This window comes from Streptomyces sp. B21-105 (genome assembly GCF_036898465.1).
Classification (GTDB): domain Bacteria; phylum Actinomycetota; class Actinomycetes; order Streptomycetales; family Streptomycetaceae; genus Streptomyces.
Window position 1 is genome coordinate 6,390,648 of sequence record NZ_JARUMJ010000001.1, and the last position, 14,086, is coordinate 6,404,733.

The following is a 14,086-nucleotide window of genomic DNA, read 5'->3' on the forward strand; positions in this document are numbered from 1 at the left end:
TGCAGACACGTAAACGCAGTTGAGCCGTGGTAAAGCGGCAACCGGGCGTGGGTAAGGGGCGGGCAAAAAGGGGGCGCCGCCCCGGGGAGGTGGTGCCTCCGGGGCGGCGCCCTGTGCGGTGCCTTTCAGGCGGTTGTGCGTGGCCCGTGCGGGGCCTGTGGCCTACGGGAAGGTGAGCTTCCAGCTGTTGATGTAGCCGGTGTCCTGGGCCGCGTTGTCCTGGACCCTCAACTGCCAGACACCGTTGGCGACCTCGGAGGAGGCGTTCACCGTGTACGTGGTGCTGAGGTTGTCCGTGCTGCCGCCGGTGCCGTACGCCTTCAGCGTGTAGGCCGTGCCGTCGGGGGCGATCAGCTGCACCCGGAGGTCGCCGATGTAGGTGTGCACGATGTCGACCGCCACCGCCAGGTTCGACGGCGCGTTGCCGGTGCGGCCGGAGACGGTGATCGACGAGTTGACCGCCGCACCGTTGTCCGGAATCGATACGTCGGCCGTGTTCTCGAAGGAGGTGCCGCCACCCCCGCCGCCGCCCGAACGCGCGCCCACCGCGACGCCGGCCCAAGCGTCCTGCACCGCCTTGTACTCGGTGGAGGTGGTGCCGTACAGCTCACCGGCCGCCGCCAGGGTGCCGGTGCGGGCCCCCGCGTAGTTGGTGGTCGTGGTGAACTTCGTGGTCAGCGCGCGGAACCAGATCTTCTCCGCCTTGTCACGGCCGATGCCGGTGACCGGGAGGCCGTCCGAGGTGGACGAGTTGTAGCTGACGCCGTTGATGACCTTGGCGCCGCTGCCCTCGCTCAGCAGGTAGAAGAAGTGGTTGGCCGGGCCCGACGAGTAGTGCACGTCGACCCCGCCGATGCCGGAGTACCAGCTGTCCTTGGACGCGCCGTCCTTGCTCGGCTTGTCCATGTACCGCAGCGGCGTGCCGTCGCCGTTGATGTCGATCTCCTCGCCGATGAGGTAGTCACCGACGTCCGACGAGTTCTGGGCGTAGAACTCGACCGAGGTGCCGAAGATGTCCGAGGTCGCCTCGTTGAGGCCGCCGGACTCGCCGGAGTAGTTCAGCCCGGCCGTGTTCGAGGTGACGCCGTGCGTCATCTCGTGGCCGGCCACGTCGATGGCCGTCAGCGGGTGGGTGTTGCCCGAGCCGTCGCCGTACGTCATGCAGAAGCAGCTGTCCGACCAGAACGCGTTGACGTAGTTGCTGCCGTAGTGCACGCGTGAGTACGCGCCCACGCCGTCGCCCTTGATGCCGTTGCGGCCGTGCACGTTCTTGTAGTAGTCCCAGGTGAGGGCCGCGCCGTAGTGCGCGTCCGCGCCCGCGGTCTCCGCGTTCGACGCGGCGCCGGTGCCCCACACGTCGTCCGGGCCGGAGAAGAGCGTTCCGGTGCCGGAGCTGCCCCGGTTGAGGTTGTACGTCTTGTGGTTGCCGCGCGCGCCGTCGGTCAGGTTGTACGTCGACCCCGACTGCGTGGTGCCGAGCGTCACCGTGCCGCTGTACATCGTGTTGCCGGTGCCGGTCTCGATGCCCTGGTACTCGTAGAGCTTCTGACCGGTCGTCGCGTCGGTGATGACGTGCAGTTCGTTCGGGGTGCCGTCCTCCTGGAGCCCGCCGACGACGGTCTCGTAGGCGAGGACCGGGGTGCCGTTCGCCGCCCAGATCACCTTGCGCGGCGCGCGGTTGGTGTCCGCGTTCGCGGCGCCGTCGGCCTTGGCGAGGCTCAGCGCCTGCTTCTCCGCCTTCGCCGCCGCGATCGTGGGCGTCAGCGAGGCGACCTCGACGGCGGCCCGGGTGGCCAGGGTGACGCGCTCGGTGGCGCCGGACTTCGCGGTCTCGACGACCAGGTCGCCGCCGAGGACCGGGAGCCCGCCGTAGGTGCGCTCGTAGCGGGTGTGCAGGGTGCCGTCGGCGTCCTTGACGATGTCACGGACGACGAGCGCCTCCTTGGCGCCGAGGCCGAGCTTCTTGGCGGTCGCCGACTTGCCGGCGTCCGCGTCGCGGATCAGCGCGGCCCGCTGGGCGGGGGTGAGGCGCACCGACTCGGCGCCCGGATTGGCCTTGCCCGTCGCCTGCGGTGCCTTCTGGGAGGCGGCGGTCGCGGCGCCGGACTGCACGGCGGCGGCTATGAGCGCGGAGACGCCGACGAGGGCGACGGCCGCGACGCGACGGGAGGGGCTGTGGGGGGTGCGTCTGCGAGAGGGACTGCTGCTCAACACTGACTCCTTCTGCGCGGCCGCGGATCACGCGGCCAGGGGAGACCCGAGCGGCGGGTGGGCCGTACGGGCACGACAAAGGCGGTACGCAGAACAAAGGCGGAACGTGGAGCGCGCGTAACTGTGGGGTTGTTGTGAACCAGCAGGGGGAAGAGTGGCAGTGGATTGCGCTGTCTGTCAGGAGCGCGTCAGAAAGTTGGCCGGAAACGGTCCGTTGTCCGGTAGTCGGTGTTCGATATACGGAGTGGCCGGATCCCGTCGCTCCGCACCGCCGGATCCCTCGCTCCGGACCGTGTTTTCCGAGGTCGTACGCCCTCACGGCCCCCCGTGCCAGGTCCGCCACAGTGCCGCGTACGCGCCGTCGCCCGCCACCAGCGCCTCGTGCGTGCCGAGTTCGGTGAGACGGCCGTTTTGCATCACGGCGACCCGGTCCGCGTCGTGGGCGGTGTGCAGCCGGTGGGCGATGGCGATGACCGTCCGGCCCCGGAGCACCGCCGCCAGGGCCCGCTCGGTGTGCCGGGCCGTCGTCGGATCCAGCAACGCGGTCGCCTCGTCCAGGATCAGCGTGTGCGGGTCCGCCAGCACCACCCGGGCCAAGGCGAGCTGCTGCGCCTGCGATCCGTCCGTCGTACGGCCGCCGCCGCGGCCCAGCTCGGCGTCGAGACCGCCCGGCAGTTCCCGCACCCAGTCCGCCGCGCCCACCGCGGCCAGCGCCGCCCACAACCGCGCGTCGTCCGCCGCGGGTTCGGCGATCAGCAGGTTGTCGCGGACCGTGCCGATGAAGACGTGATGCTCCTGCGTGACCAGCACGACCTGCCGGCGCAGCGTCTCGGGCGCCAGCTCGGCGACCGGCGCGCCGCCCACCGTCACCGTGCCCGCGCTCGGCGCGTCCACGCCCGCCAGCAGCCGGCTCAGCGTGGTCTTGCCCGCCCCGGACGGGCCGACGACCGCGAGCCGCTCCCCGGGCCGCACCGTCAGGTCGACCCCGCGCAGCACCTCGCCGCCGCGCTCGTAGGCGTACCGCACGCCCGTCACGTCGATCCGGTCGTCCACCGGGACCGGCGCCGCCGCCCCGCCGTCCCGCTCCGAGCGCGGCGCGCCGGCCAGGCCCTCCACCCGGGCGAACGATGCCCCGCTGCTCTGCAGTTGCTCGACGCGCACCAGGATCTGGTCGAGCGGCTCGGTGAACTGCCGCAGATACAGCGTGGCCGCCACCACCGCGCCCAGACTCATCGCCCCGCGCGCGTGCAGCGCGCCGCCCAGCAGCAGCACCCCCGCCACCGGCAGCGAGTACGACGTCTCGACCACCGGGAAGAACACCGAGCGCAGGTACAGCGTGTGGAAACGGGTGCGACGCGCGACCTCCAGCGCGTCCCGGTTCGCCGCCGTCCGCCGCCGCTCGAGCCGGAACGCCTCCACAGTCCGCGCCCCGGACGCCGTCGCCGTGACGATCTCGGCGACCTCGGAGTCCGCCGCGCCCTGCGCCAGATAACCGGCCCGCGCCCGCCGCAGATACCAGCGCAGCGCGAACCAGATCGGCGTCAGCGCCAGCACCCCGACGACACCGAGCAGCGGGTCGATCACGAACACCGCGCCGAGCGTGAACAGCGCCTGGACGGTGCACACCAGCAGCTCGGGTCCGGCGTCCCGCAGGGTCGTGCCCACGGCCGCCACGTCGGCGGTGCCGCGGGTGGTCAGATCGCCGGCGCCGGCCCGCTCCACGACCGACGCGGGCAACGCGAGCGCCCGCCCGACGAAATCCTCCCTGACCCGCGCCAGCGTGCGCTCGCCGAACCGGTGCCCCACGTACCGCGCCCAGCGCGCCAGCAGCAACTGCGCCGCCGCGCACACCAGGATCGCCGCCGCCAGCCGGTCCACCGGCGCGACACCGTGCCCGGCCCGCACCTCGTCGATGATCCGCCCCAGCAGCCACGGCCCGGCGAGGCCCGCGCCGGCGGCGAGCACGTTCAGGGCGAGCGCGCCGGCGAACGCCCGCCGGTCGGCCCGCACCAGCCGCCACACCGCCCGTCGCACCTCGGCGCGCCCGGCGACGGGCAGCCGGCCCGTCGCCGGGTGACTGTCGTCCGGCGCCTCGGCCGTCATCGGGTGGCCTGCTCGGTCCTGGCCGCCGTGGTCGTCATCGGTCGCCCTTCCGGTCTCGGCTGCCGTGCTCGTCACCGCGTTGTCCTCGCGGTCTCGGCTGCCGGGGTCGTCGTCGGGGCTCTCGGTCTTTGCCGCCGTCGTCATCGGGTCGCCTCCTCCGTGTCGTCGGCGTCGCGGGTCACCAGCGCGCGGTAGCCGGGCTCCCGTCGCAGGAGGTCGCGGTGGCTGCCGGTCGCGGCGACCTTCCCGTCCACCAGGTAGTGCACCGTCTCCGCGCGGTCGAGGACCAGCGGGGAGGTGCTGCTGACGAGCGTGGTCCGGCCCGCCCGGTACGCGTGCAGCCGCTCCGCGACCGCCGCCTCCGTGTGCGCGTCCAGCGCCGACGTCGGCTCCACGGCCAGCAGCACCTCGGGGTCGGCGAGCAGCGCCCGCACCAGCCGTACCCGCTGCCGCTGGCCGCCGGAGAGACTGCGGCCCTGAGCGGTCACCGGCGAGTCGAGCCCCTCGGGCAGACCCTGCACGATGTCGTCGGCGGCCGCCGCCCGCACCGCCCGCGCGACCTCCGCCGTCGAGGGCGTGCCCCGTCCACAGACCGCCTCGCGCAGGCTTCCGGCGAACAGGTCGGCCTCGTGGTCGGCGACCAGGACGCGGGCCCTGACCTGCTCCAACGGCACGGCGTCCAGCCGCCGTCCGCCCCAGGTGACGTCCGAGGGGCCGTACCGGCCGAGCCGGTCCACGACGGCCGTCACCTCCGAGTGACGTCCCCCGGCCAGCGCGGTCAGCCGGCCCGGAGCCACCCGCACACCCGACTCGGGGTCGTGCAGCACCGACGGCTCGGCGGGCGCGTCGCCGGTCCCGGTGTCCGGGTCGGGCTCGGTGCGCAGCAGCCGTACGACGCGCCGGGCGGCCACCACGCCGCGGCTGAGCTGGTACCCCATGTCGACGAGGAACGCCACCGGGCCGACCAGGACGGCGACATAGCCGTACACCGCCACCAACTCGCCCACGGTCAGCTCGCCCTGGGCGGCCAGCCGGGCCGCGAGCCAGGTCACGGCGGCGAGGAACAGGGTGGGCAGCCCCACCCCGAGCGCCTGCATCCAGCTGGTGACCGCGCCCACCCGGTAGCCCTGCGCCCGCAGCCGCTGCGAGTCCCGGCCGAAGGAGTCCGCGAACAGCCCCTTGCCGCCCAGCCCGTTGAGCACGCGCAGCCCGCCCGCGAGGTCGCCGATCCGCGCGGTCAGCACGCCCTGCCGCTCCCGGTACTCCGCCTCCGTGCCCTGCAGCCGCGCCATCAGCGGGCCGACCAGCACCGCGATCACCGGCATCCCCAGCAGGACGACCGCCGCCAGCACCGGCGACACCGACAGCAGGAGCCCGGCGACGAAGACGTACACCACGATCGACCCGACGCCGGGCCCGACCACCGTCAGCGACTGCGCGATGGTGTGCACGTCGCCCACCCCGATGGTGACGACCTCCCCGGCCCCCACCCGGCGCGGCAGCGCGGCGCCCAGCCGGGCCGCGTGCCCGACGACGACCTTGGTGGTGCGGAAGTAGGCGTCCATGCGCAGCCTGGTCATCGTGCGGTGCCGCATGATGCTCACCCACGCGTTGAGCGCGCCCACCGCGAGCAGCACGGCCGTCCAGCCCGCCAGCGCGGCCGTGTCGCCGGGCTCCAGCCCGTCGTCCACCGCCCGCGACAGCAGATACGGCGCGATCGCCATCAGCACCATCCAGAGGCAGGCCAGCAGCGCCCCGGCCGCCGCCCGGCCCGGCTGGCAGCGCACCAGCCACGCCAGATACGCCCAGCCACCGCGGCTGTCGGGCGTGCCGGGATCCTCGTACGGGTCGATCATCCACTCGTCCTTCCGGTCCCGGTGGCCCGCTGACCGGCTCCCTCAGCCCGCTGACCGGTTCTCGTGACGCGCTGAACGCTCACGCCAGGCTGTCCCGCCAGGCGCGGTGCAGATCCGCGAACCGGCCGGTGCCCGCGATGAGTTCGGCCGGGCCGCCGTCCTCGACGATCCGGCCGTGCTCCATGACGAGCACCCGGTCGGCGATCTCCACGGTCGACAGCCGGTGCGCGATCACCACCGCCGTGCGGCCCTTCAGCACCGTGGCCATCGCCGCCTGCACCGCCCGCTCACCCGGGACGTCCAGCGAGCTGGTCGCCTCGTCGAGGATCAGCACCGCCGGGTCGGCGAGCAACGCCCGTGCGAACGCGACCAGTTGACGCTGGCCCGCGGAGATGCGGCCGCCGCGCTTGCGTACGTCGGTGTCGTAGCCGTCGGGCAGGGCGCTGACGAACTCGTGCGCGCCGATCGCCTTCGCGGCCCGCTCGATCTCCTCCCGGGACGCCTCCGGCCGTCCGATGGCGATGTTCTCGGCGACCGTGCCGGAGAACAGGAACGCCTCCTGCGTCACCATCACCACCCCGCGCCGCAGTTCGGGCATCGCCAGCTCGCGTAGGTCCACCCCGTCCAGTAGCACCCGGCCCTCGGAGGGGTCGTAGAAGCGGGCGAGCAGCTTGGCCAGCGTGGACTTGCCGGCGCCGGTCGAGCCGACCACGGCGACCGTCTGCCCGGCGGGAAGCGTGAGGTCGAAGCGGGGGAGGACCTCGCCGCCCGTGCGGTAACCGAAGGAGACCCCGTCGAAGACGACCTCCCGGCCGGGGAGTTCATCCCGCGCCGCGGGCAGTTCCCGCGGGGCCGACGGCTCCGGCACGGACGGCGTCTGCGCCAGCAGCCCCGCGATCTTCTCCAGCGACGCGGCCGCCGACTGGTAGGAGTTGAGGAACATGCCGAGCCGGTCGATCGGGTCGTACAGCCGCCGCAGGTACAGCACCGCCGCCGCCAGCACACCCAGCTCCAGCGAGCCGTCCGCGACCCGCATGGCGCCCCACAGCACGATCGCCGCGACCGCCGTGTTCGCGACCAGCCGCGACCCGACGACGTACCGCGCCATCTCCAGCAGCGCGTCCCCGTTCCGGCGCTCGTGCCGCCGGTTCAAGGCCCGGAAACCGGTGTCGTTGACGGCCTCGCGACGGAACGCGCGCACCGGCCGGATGCCGTTCATCGTCTCCACGAACTTCACGATCACGGCCGCGATCGCCGTCGAGCGGGCCGTGAACACCCGTCCCGCGCGCCGCTGGTAGACCCGGACGAGGCCGTACAGCGGCACGAACGACGCGACCGCGACGGCGCCCAGGCCGAGGTCCAGCCAGAGCAGCATCGCGGAGATGAACAGGAAGGACAGCGCGACCGTCACGAGTTCCTGGAGACCCTCTTCGAGGAGCTCGCGCAGGGCCTCCACATCGCTGGTGGAGCGGGAGATGAGCCGGCCCGAGGTGTAGCGCTCGTGGAAGTCGAGGCTCAGCGCCTGCGCATGCCGGAAGATCCGGCCGCGCAGGTCGAGCAGCACGTCCTGGTTGACGCGGGCGGAGGCGAGCAGGAACGCGTACTGCAGCCCGCCGGACGCCACCGCGCACAGCAGGTAGCCGGCGCCCACCGCGACCAGCGGTCCGTCGTCGTCGGCCCGCAGCGCCGGCACGGCACGGTCGATGGCGTACGCCACCAGCAGCGGGCCCGCCTGCACCGCCGCCTGCTGGAGCAGCAGCAGGAGCGTGGTGAGGGCGACGCGCGCCCGCATCGGAGCCAGCAGCGAACGCAGCAGCGCGCCGGTGGCGCCGGGCGCGGTGGGCAGGACGTCCTTGTCGAAGGGATCCTGCGCGGCCTGCGGGCGCGCGTCCCGCGGTCCGTCGTCGTCGGTCGTGGGGGAGGACGTCGTGGGGGCGGTCATCGGTCGTCCTCCTGGCGGCCGGTTCCTGACATGAGGTGGGCGTACTCGGGGTGGTCGCGCAGCAGTTCCTGGTGGGTGCCCACCGCGGCGATCCGGCCGCCGGACAGCAGCGCCACCCGGTCGGCGAGGAGGACGGTGGACGGGCGGTGGGCGACGATCAGCGCGGTGGTGTCGGCGAGGACCTGCCGCAGCGCGGCCTCCACGGCGGCCTCGGTGTGCACGTCCAGCGCGGACAGCGGGTCGTCCAGGACGAGGAAGCGGGGCCGGCCGACCACGGCTCTGGCCAGCGCGAGCCGCTGCCGCTGTCCGCCGGAGAGGCTGAGCCCCTGCTCGCCGACCTGGGTGTCGACGCCCTGTGGCAGCGTCTGCACGAACCCGGCCTGCGCCACGTCCAGCGCCCGTTCCAGTTCGACGGCGCCCGCCCGGTCGTCGGCGCCCATGAGGACGTTCTCCCCGACGCTCGCGGAGAACAGGGTCGGCTCCTCGAAGGCGACGGCGACCCGCGCGCGGAGCTCCTCGCGGGGCATCGCGGTGACGTCCTCGCCGTCCAGGGTGATGCGCCCCGCCGTCGCCTCGTGCAGCCGGGGCACGAGGGCCGTGAGGGTGGTCTTCCCACTGCCCGTCGCCCCGACCAGGGCCATCGACTCACCGGGCCGGATGTGCAGGTCGACGCCCTCGAGGGTGGGCCGGGAGCCGGGGTCGGCGTCCGGGTAGCGGAAGGTGACGCCGTCGAAGCGCAGCCCGCGGTCGGCCGCCGGGGCCGCCCGCACGACGGTGTCCCGCTCCGGCTCCTCGTCCATCACCTCGAAGTACCGTTCCGTGGCCGTCGCCGCCTCCTGGCTCATCGCCAGCAGGAACCCGATGGAGTCCACCGGCCAGCGCAGCGCGAGAGCGGTGGACAGGAAGGCGACCAGGGTGCCCGCGGACAGCTCGCCGTCCGCCACCTGCACCGCCCCCAGCACCAGCGCGGCCCCGATCGCCAGTTCGGGCAGCGTCACGATGACGGCCCAGATGGTGGCCAGCAGCCGTGCCTTGTCCAGTTCGGTGCCGCGCAGGGTCGACGACAGCGCGCGGAAGGCGCGCGCCTGGCTGCGGTGCCGGCCGAAGCCTTTGATGATCCGGATTCCGAGGACGCTCTCCTCGACCACCGTCGTCAGATCCCCGACCTGGTCCTGCGCCCGCCGCGCCACGAGCGCGTACCGGCGCTCGAAGTACAGGCACATCACGACGACGGGTACGGCCGGCCCGAGGATGACCAGCCCCAGCTGCCAGTCCTGGACCAGCATGATGACGACGCCGAACACGATCGTGACCGAGTTGACCAGCAGGAACGTCAGCGGGAACGCGAGGAACATGCGCACAAGCCCCAGATCGGCCGTCGCCCGGGACAGCAGCTGCCCCGACGGCCACCGGTCGTGGAACGCCACCGGCAGCCGCTGCAGCCGCCCGTACAGATCCGCCCGCATCTCCGCCTCGACGTGCGCCAGCGGACGCGCCACCAGCCAGCGCCGCATCCCGAACAGCAGCGCCTCGGTGAACCCGAGGAGCAGCAGGCAGAGCGCGCCCAGCCAGACCCCGGCGGTGTCCCCGTCGGCCACCGGACCGTCCACCATCCACTTCAGGACGAGGGGGATCACCAGCCCGGCGCACGAGGCGAGCACGGCGACGAACGCGGCCGCGAACAGCCGCAGCCGCACGGGTCTGACGTACGGCCACAGGCGCAGCAGGGAGCGCACGGCGGAGCGGTCGGGGGTGCGGTCGGGGGTGGTTGCACGTGTCTCGGCCATCACAGCGAGCCTACGGACCGCCACTGACACAGCCCACCGAGTTTCGGCCCGACCGGGCCCCGCCGCTGGTCCTACGACCTGCGAGTTCGAGGGGTCGTACAGCCGTGCCGACCGATCGGCTGACGCCCGTTCGAGCGAGTCGGCCGATGCGCCGGCCGCGCCCCGCCCGGTGGGCGTCAACGACCGCGCGGCCGCGGTGGCGAGCGCCTACGAGCGGGAATTCTCGGCTGTCCCGCCGTAAACCTGCTCACCGCCTGCCGTAACCCGCTCGCCGTGAGCCGCCTGCCGTAACCCGCCCGCCGTGAGCCGCCCGCCGTAACCCGCCCGCCGTGAGCCGCCCGCCGTCGCCCGCCGTGCCTCGCTCGCCGTCGCGGTCCGTCGCCCGTGCGTCGCGCGTCGCGTCGCCGCGGACGGTGGGTCCGTCCGTCCGTCGTGGCGTCGAAGTCGCCTGCCTCCGCCCGGCTCACCTCACCACCCGCAGCAGCAGCACCGTCCGTGCCGGGACGGTCACCGTGGTGCCTGCCGGGAGGACGACCGCGGGCGCCTCGTCCTGTTCCTCGCGGGACGTGTCGACGACCACCTCGTACCGCTCTGCCCACGGCGGGCCCGGCAGGGCGAAGTCCACCGGGCGGTGCCCCGCGTGCAGGACGGCGAGGAAGCTGTCGTCGGCGATCGGGGCGCCCCGTTCGTCGCGGCCGGGGATGTCCCGCCCGGAGAGGTACATCCCCAGGGTCGCCGCGGGCGCGTACCAGTCCCCCTCCGTCATCTCCGTGCCCCGCTCCGTGAACCAGGCCAGGTCCCGCAGCCCGTCCGCCGAGTGCGCCCGGCCGGAGAAGAAGGCGCGGCGGCGGAGCACCGGGTGGCGGTGCCGCAGCGCGATCAGCCGGGCGGTGAGGTCGAACAGGGCCCGCCAGCCCGGCTCCTCCAGCAGCCCCCAGTCCACCCAGCTGATCTCGTTGTCCTGGCAGTAGGCGTTGTTGTTGCCCTGCTGGGTGCGCCCGAACTCGTCGCCCGCGACCAGCATCGGCACGCCCGTCGACAGCAGCAGCGTCGTCAGCAGGTTGCGCAACTGCCGGCGCCGCAGCGCAGTCACGTCCTCGTCGGCCGTCGCGCCCTCGGCGCCGCCGTTCCAGGAGCGGTTGTCGTTCGTGCCGTCCCGGTTGCCCTCGCCGTTGGCCTCGTTGTGCTTGCGCTCGTAGGACACCAGGTCGCGCAGGGTGAAACCGTCGTGCGCGGTCACGAAGTTGACCGACGCGTACGGCCGCCGCCCGCCCCACGCGTACAGGTCGCTCGAGCCGGACAGCCGGTAGCCCATCTCCCGCACGTCCGGCAGGGCGTGCCGCCAGAAGTCCCGCACGGCGTCGCGGTAGCGGTCGTTCCACTCCGTCCACAGCGGCGGGAAGGCGCCCACCTGGTAGCCGCCCGAGCCCACGTCCCAGGGCTCCGCGATGAGCTTCACCCGGCGCAGCACCGGGTCCTGCGCGATCACCGCGAGGAACGGGGAGAGCATGTCGACGTCGTGCATGGAGCGGGCCAGCGCCGCCGCCAGGTCGAAGCGGAAGCCGTCGACGCCCATCTCCGTCACCCAGTAGCGCAGCGAGTCGGTGATCAGGCGCAGCACATGCGGCTGGACCACGTGCAGGGTGTTCCCGCAGCCCGTGTAGTCGGCGTAGCGCCGGGCGTCGGACTGCAGACGGTAGTAGCCGCGGTTGTCGACGCCCTTCAGCGACAGGGTCGGTCCCAGCTCGCCGGCCTCCGCCGTGTGGTTGTAGACGACGTCGAGGATCACCTCGATCCCCGCCGCGTGCAGGGCGCGCACCATCCGCTTGAACTCGCCGACCTGCTGACCCGTCGTTCCCGCGGCGGCGTACGCGGCGTGCGGCGCGAAGTAGCCGATCGAGTTGTAGCCCCAGTAGTTCTTCAGGCCGCGGCGCAGCAGATGGTCCTCGTGCGCGAACTGGTGGACCGGCAGCAGCTCCACCGCCGTCACGCCCAGCCGCACCAGGTGCTCCACGGCGGCCGGGTGCGCCAGACCGGCGTAGGTGCCGCGCAGTTCCTCCGGGACGCCGGGGTGCCGTCGGGTGAAGCCCCGCACATGCAGCTCGTAGATCACCGAGTCGGCCCACGGCGTCTTCGGGCGGCGGTCGTCGGCCCAGTCGTCGTCGTCGTGCACGACGACGCCCTTCGGGACGTGCGGCGCGGAGTCGCGTTCGTCGCGCACGGTGTCGGCGACCTGCTGCTGGGGCCAGTCGCGGACGTGCCCGTACACCTCCGGCGGCAGCAGGAACTCGCCGTCCACCGCGCGGGCGTACGGGTCGAGGAGCAGCTTCGCCGGGTTCCAGCGGCCGCCGGTCCACGGGTCCCAGCGGCCGTGCACCCGGTAGCCGTAGCGCTGGCCGGGCATGATGCCGGGCACGAAGCCGTGCCAGATCTCGTGCGTGAGCTCGGTGAGCCGGGCGCGTGTCTCCCGTCCGGCCTCGTCGAACAGGCACAGCTCGACGGCCTCCGCGCCGCCCGCCCACAGCGCGAAGTTGGTGCCGGCGACCCCGTCAGGGCCGACCCGGAACCGGGCGCCCAGCGGTGTGGACGCGCCCGGCCACACGGGTGGGCCCGGCACCTTGCGCGAGACGCCGTTCACGACGGTCTCCGGCGTGGCGCGCTCGGCCGCCACCGCCTCCTGCTCGGCTGCGCTGGACACCGTCTCGCCCTCCCGCGGCTCGTGGGACGACGGGGGAGAAGAGCGCGCGGCGTCCCGTCCGCGGCTCCCTTTCGCGTCGTCCTCCCCCCATCTCTGCCCAGAGCGGCCGTCGCACTCACGTTTCCCCGGAGCGTGCCCGGTCGTTGGGCACCCCGTGAGGCACGTACATGGGCGCGCACGGCGCGCGGGGGTCGCACTGGCCGCCGTACTGACATGGGCAGGACTGCTGGCCGGGGCCGTCGGCTGTAGCGGCGGGATCGGCGGGGCCGGCGGTGACAGCCGCAGCGGACTCGACCGGATGCTCGGCAAACCCCCGGCCCCCGAGGACGTCATCCGCGTCAGCCCGCAGGACGGCGCGAAGGGCGTACGGCCCGGGACACAGCTGTCGGTGCGGGTGCCGGCCGGCCGGCTGGAGTCGGTGAAGGTCGTCAGATCGCAGGACGCGCGGGAGAGCGAGGTGAAGGGGCGGATCGCCGCGGACGGTCTGAGCTGGCGGCCGGCGGAGGACCGGCTCGGGCTCGCCGCCCGCTACACGGTCGACGTGGTGGCGCTGGACGGTGAGGGGAACCGCTCGGCGCGCCACACCACGTTCACCACCTTCGTCCCCGAGAAGCGCTTCATCGGCTACGTCACTCCCGAGAACCGGGCCACCGTGGGCACCGGGATGATCGTCTCGCTGGAGTTCAACCGCGAGATCCGCGACCGCGCCGCCGTCGAACGCGCCGTCCGGGTCACGGCCGAGCCGGCCACCGAGATCAGGGCGCACTGGTTCGGCGGCACCCGCCTCGACTTCCGCCCCGAGGAGTACTGGCAGCCGGGCACCGAGGTGACGGTCGACCTCGGGCTGCGGGACGTCGAGGGGGCGCCAGGCGTCTACGGCCTGCAGGACAAGTCGTTCTCCTTCACCGTCGGCCGCAGCCAGGTGTCCCTGGTGGACGCGGCCAAGCACACCATGCAGGTGCGGCGGGACGGCGAACTGCTGGCCACCGTGCCGATCACGGCAGGGTCGCCCGAGAACACCACCTACAACGGCAAGATGGTGGTGAGCGAGATGCTGGAGCTGACCCGGATGAACGGCGCCACGGTCGGCTTCAAGAAGGCGAACGGCAAGGGCGAGTACGACATCCCGGACGTTCCGCACGCCATGCGTCTGACCAGCTCCGGCACGTTCCTGCACGGCAACTACTGGGCTCAGGACGTCTTCGGCAGGGCCAACGTCAGCCACGGCTGCGTGGGTCTGCGGGACGTGAAGGGCGGCGGCTCGGACACGCCCGCGGGCTGGTTCTTCGACCGCTCCCTCATCGGCGACGTCGTCGAGGTGGTCCACAGCAAGGACAAGCGGGTCGCCCCGGACAACGGCCTCGGCGGCTGGAACATGACCTGGCGGGATTGGACGGCGGGCAGCGCCCTGAACTGACCTTTCTCCCTGTGCAACCATCCCCGCCGTTGCGTGGTCCCACTTGGGACGGAACGGTGACCTTGGCCTGAC

General features: G+C 73.2%; 7 protein-coding genes. 1 reads left to right on the forward strand and 6 read right to left on the reverse strand.

The window, feature by feature from the left end; genetic code table 11:
- Nucleotides 1-162 precede the first annotated feature (162 nt).
- The 6 genes from QA802_RS28940 to glgX all read right to left on the reverse strand — a co-directional run bounded on the left by QA802_RS28940 (nt 163) and on the right by glgX (nt 12,597).
- Nucleotides 163-2,214 carry a M4 family metallopeptidase gene (locus tag QA802_RS28940; protein WP_443042191.1) on the reverse strand — a complete coding sequence of 684 codons (2,052 nt, stop codon included), beginning with the start codon at nt 2,212-2,214 and terminating at the stop codon, nt 163-165.
- A 312-nt stretch (nt 2,215-2,526) separates the two neighbouring features.
- Complete coding sequence (locus QA802_RS28945; protein WP_334534967.1) at nt 2,527-4,314, reverse strand: ABC transporter ATP-binding protein; 1,788 nt, start codon at nt 4,312-4,314, stop codon at nt 2,527-2,529.
- A 140-nt stretch (nt 4,315-4,454) separates the two neighbouring features.
- The gene (locus QA802_RS28950; protein WP_334528554.1) at nt 4,455-6,170 is read right to left on the reverse strand and encodes an ABC transporter ATP-binding protein; all 1,716 of its coding nucleotides are present in this window, start codon (nt 6,168-6,170) and stop codon (nt 4,455-4,457) included.
- 79 nt (nt 6,171-6,249) lie between these two features.
- Nucleotides 6,250-8,112: an ABC transporter ATP-binding protein gene (locus QA802_RS28955; RefSeq protein ID WP_334528557.1), complete on the reverse strand. Its 1,863-nt coding sequence runs from the start codon at nt 8,110-8,112 to the stop codon at nt 6,250-6,252.
- The gene (locus QA802_RS28960; protein ID WP_334528559.1) at nt 8,109-9,899 is read right to left on the reverse strand and encodes an ABC transporter ATP-binding protein; all 1,791 of its coding nucleotides are present in this window, start codon (nt 9,897-9,899) and stop codon (nt 8,109-8,111) included. The genes QA802_RS28955 and QA802_RS28960 overlap by 4 nt, the downstream gene beginning before the upstream one ends.
- A gap of 463 nt (nt 9,900-10,362) precedes the next feature.
- Nucleotides 10,363-12,597 carry a glycogen debranching protein GlgX gene (gene glgX / locus QA802_RS28965; RefSeq protein ID WP_334528562.1) on the reverse strand — a complete coding sequence of 745 codons (2,235 nt, stop codon included), beginning with the start codon at nt 12,595-12,597 and terminating at the stop codon, nt 10,363-10,365.
- A 154-nt stretch (nt 12,598-12,751) separates the two neighbouring features.
- Here glgX and QA802_RS28970 point away from each other — a divergent pair, with 154 nt between their 5' ends.
- Nucleotides 12,752-14,014, forward strand: a complete 1,263-nt coding sequence (locus QA802_RS28970; protein ID WP_334528564.1) for a L,D-transpeptidase — start codon at nt 12,752-12,754, stop codon at nt 14,012-14,014.
- Nucleotides 14,015-14,086: the final 72 nt, after the last annotated feature.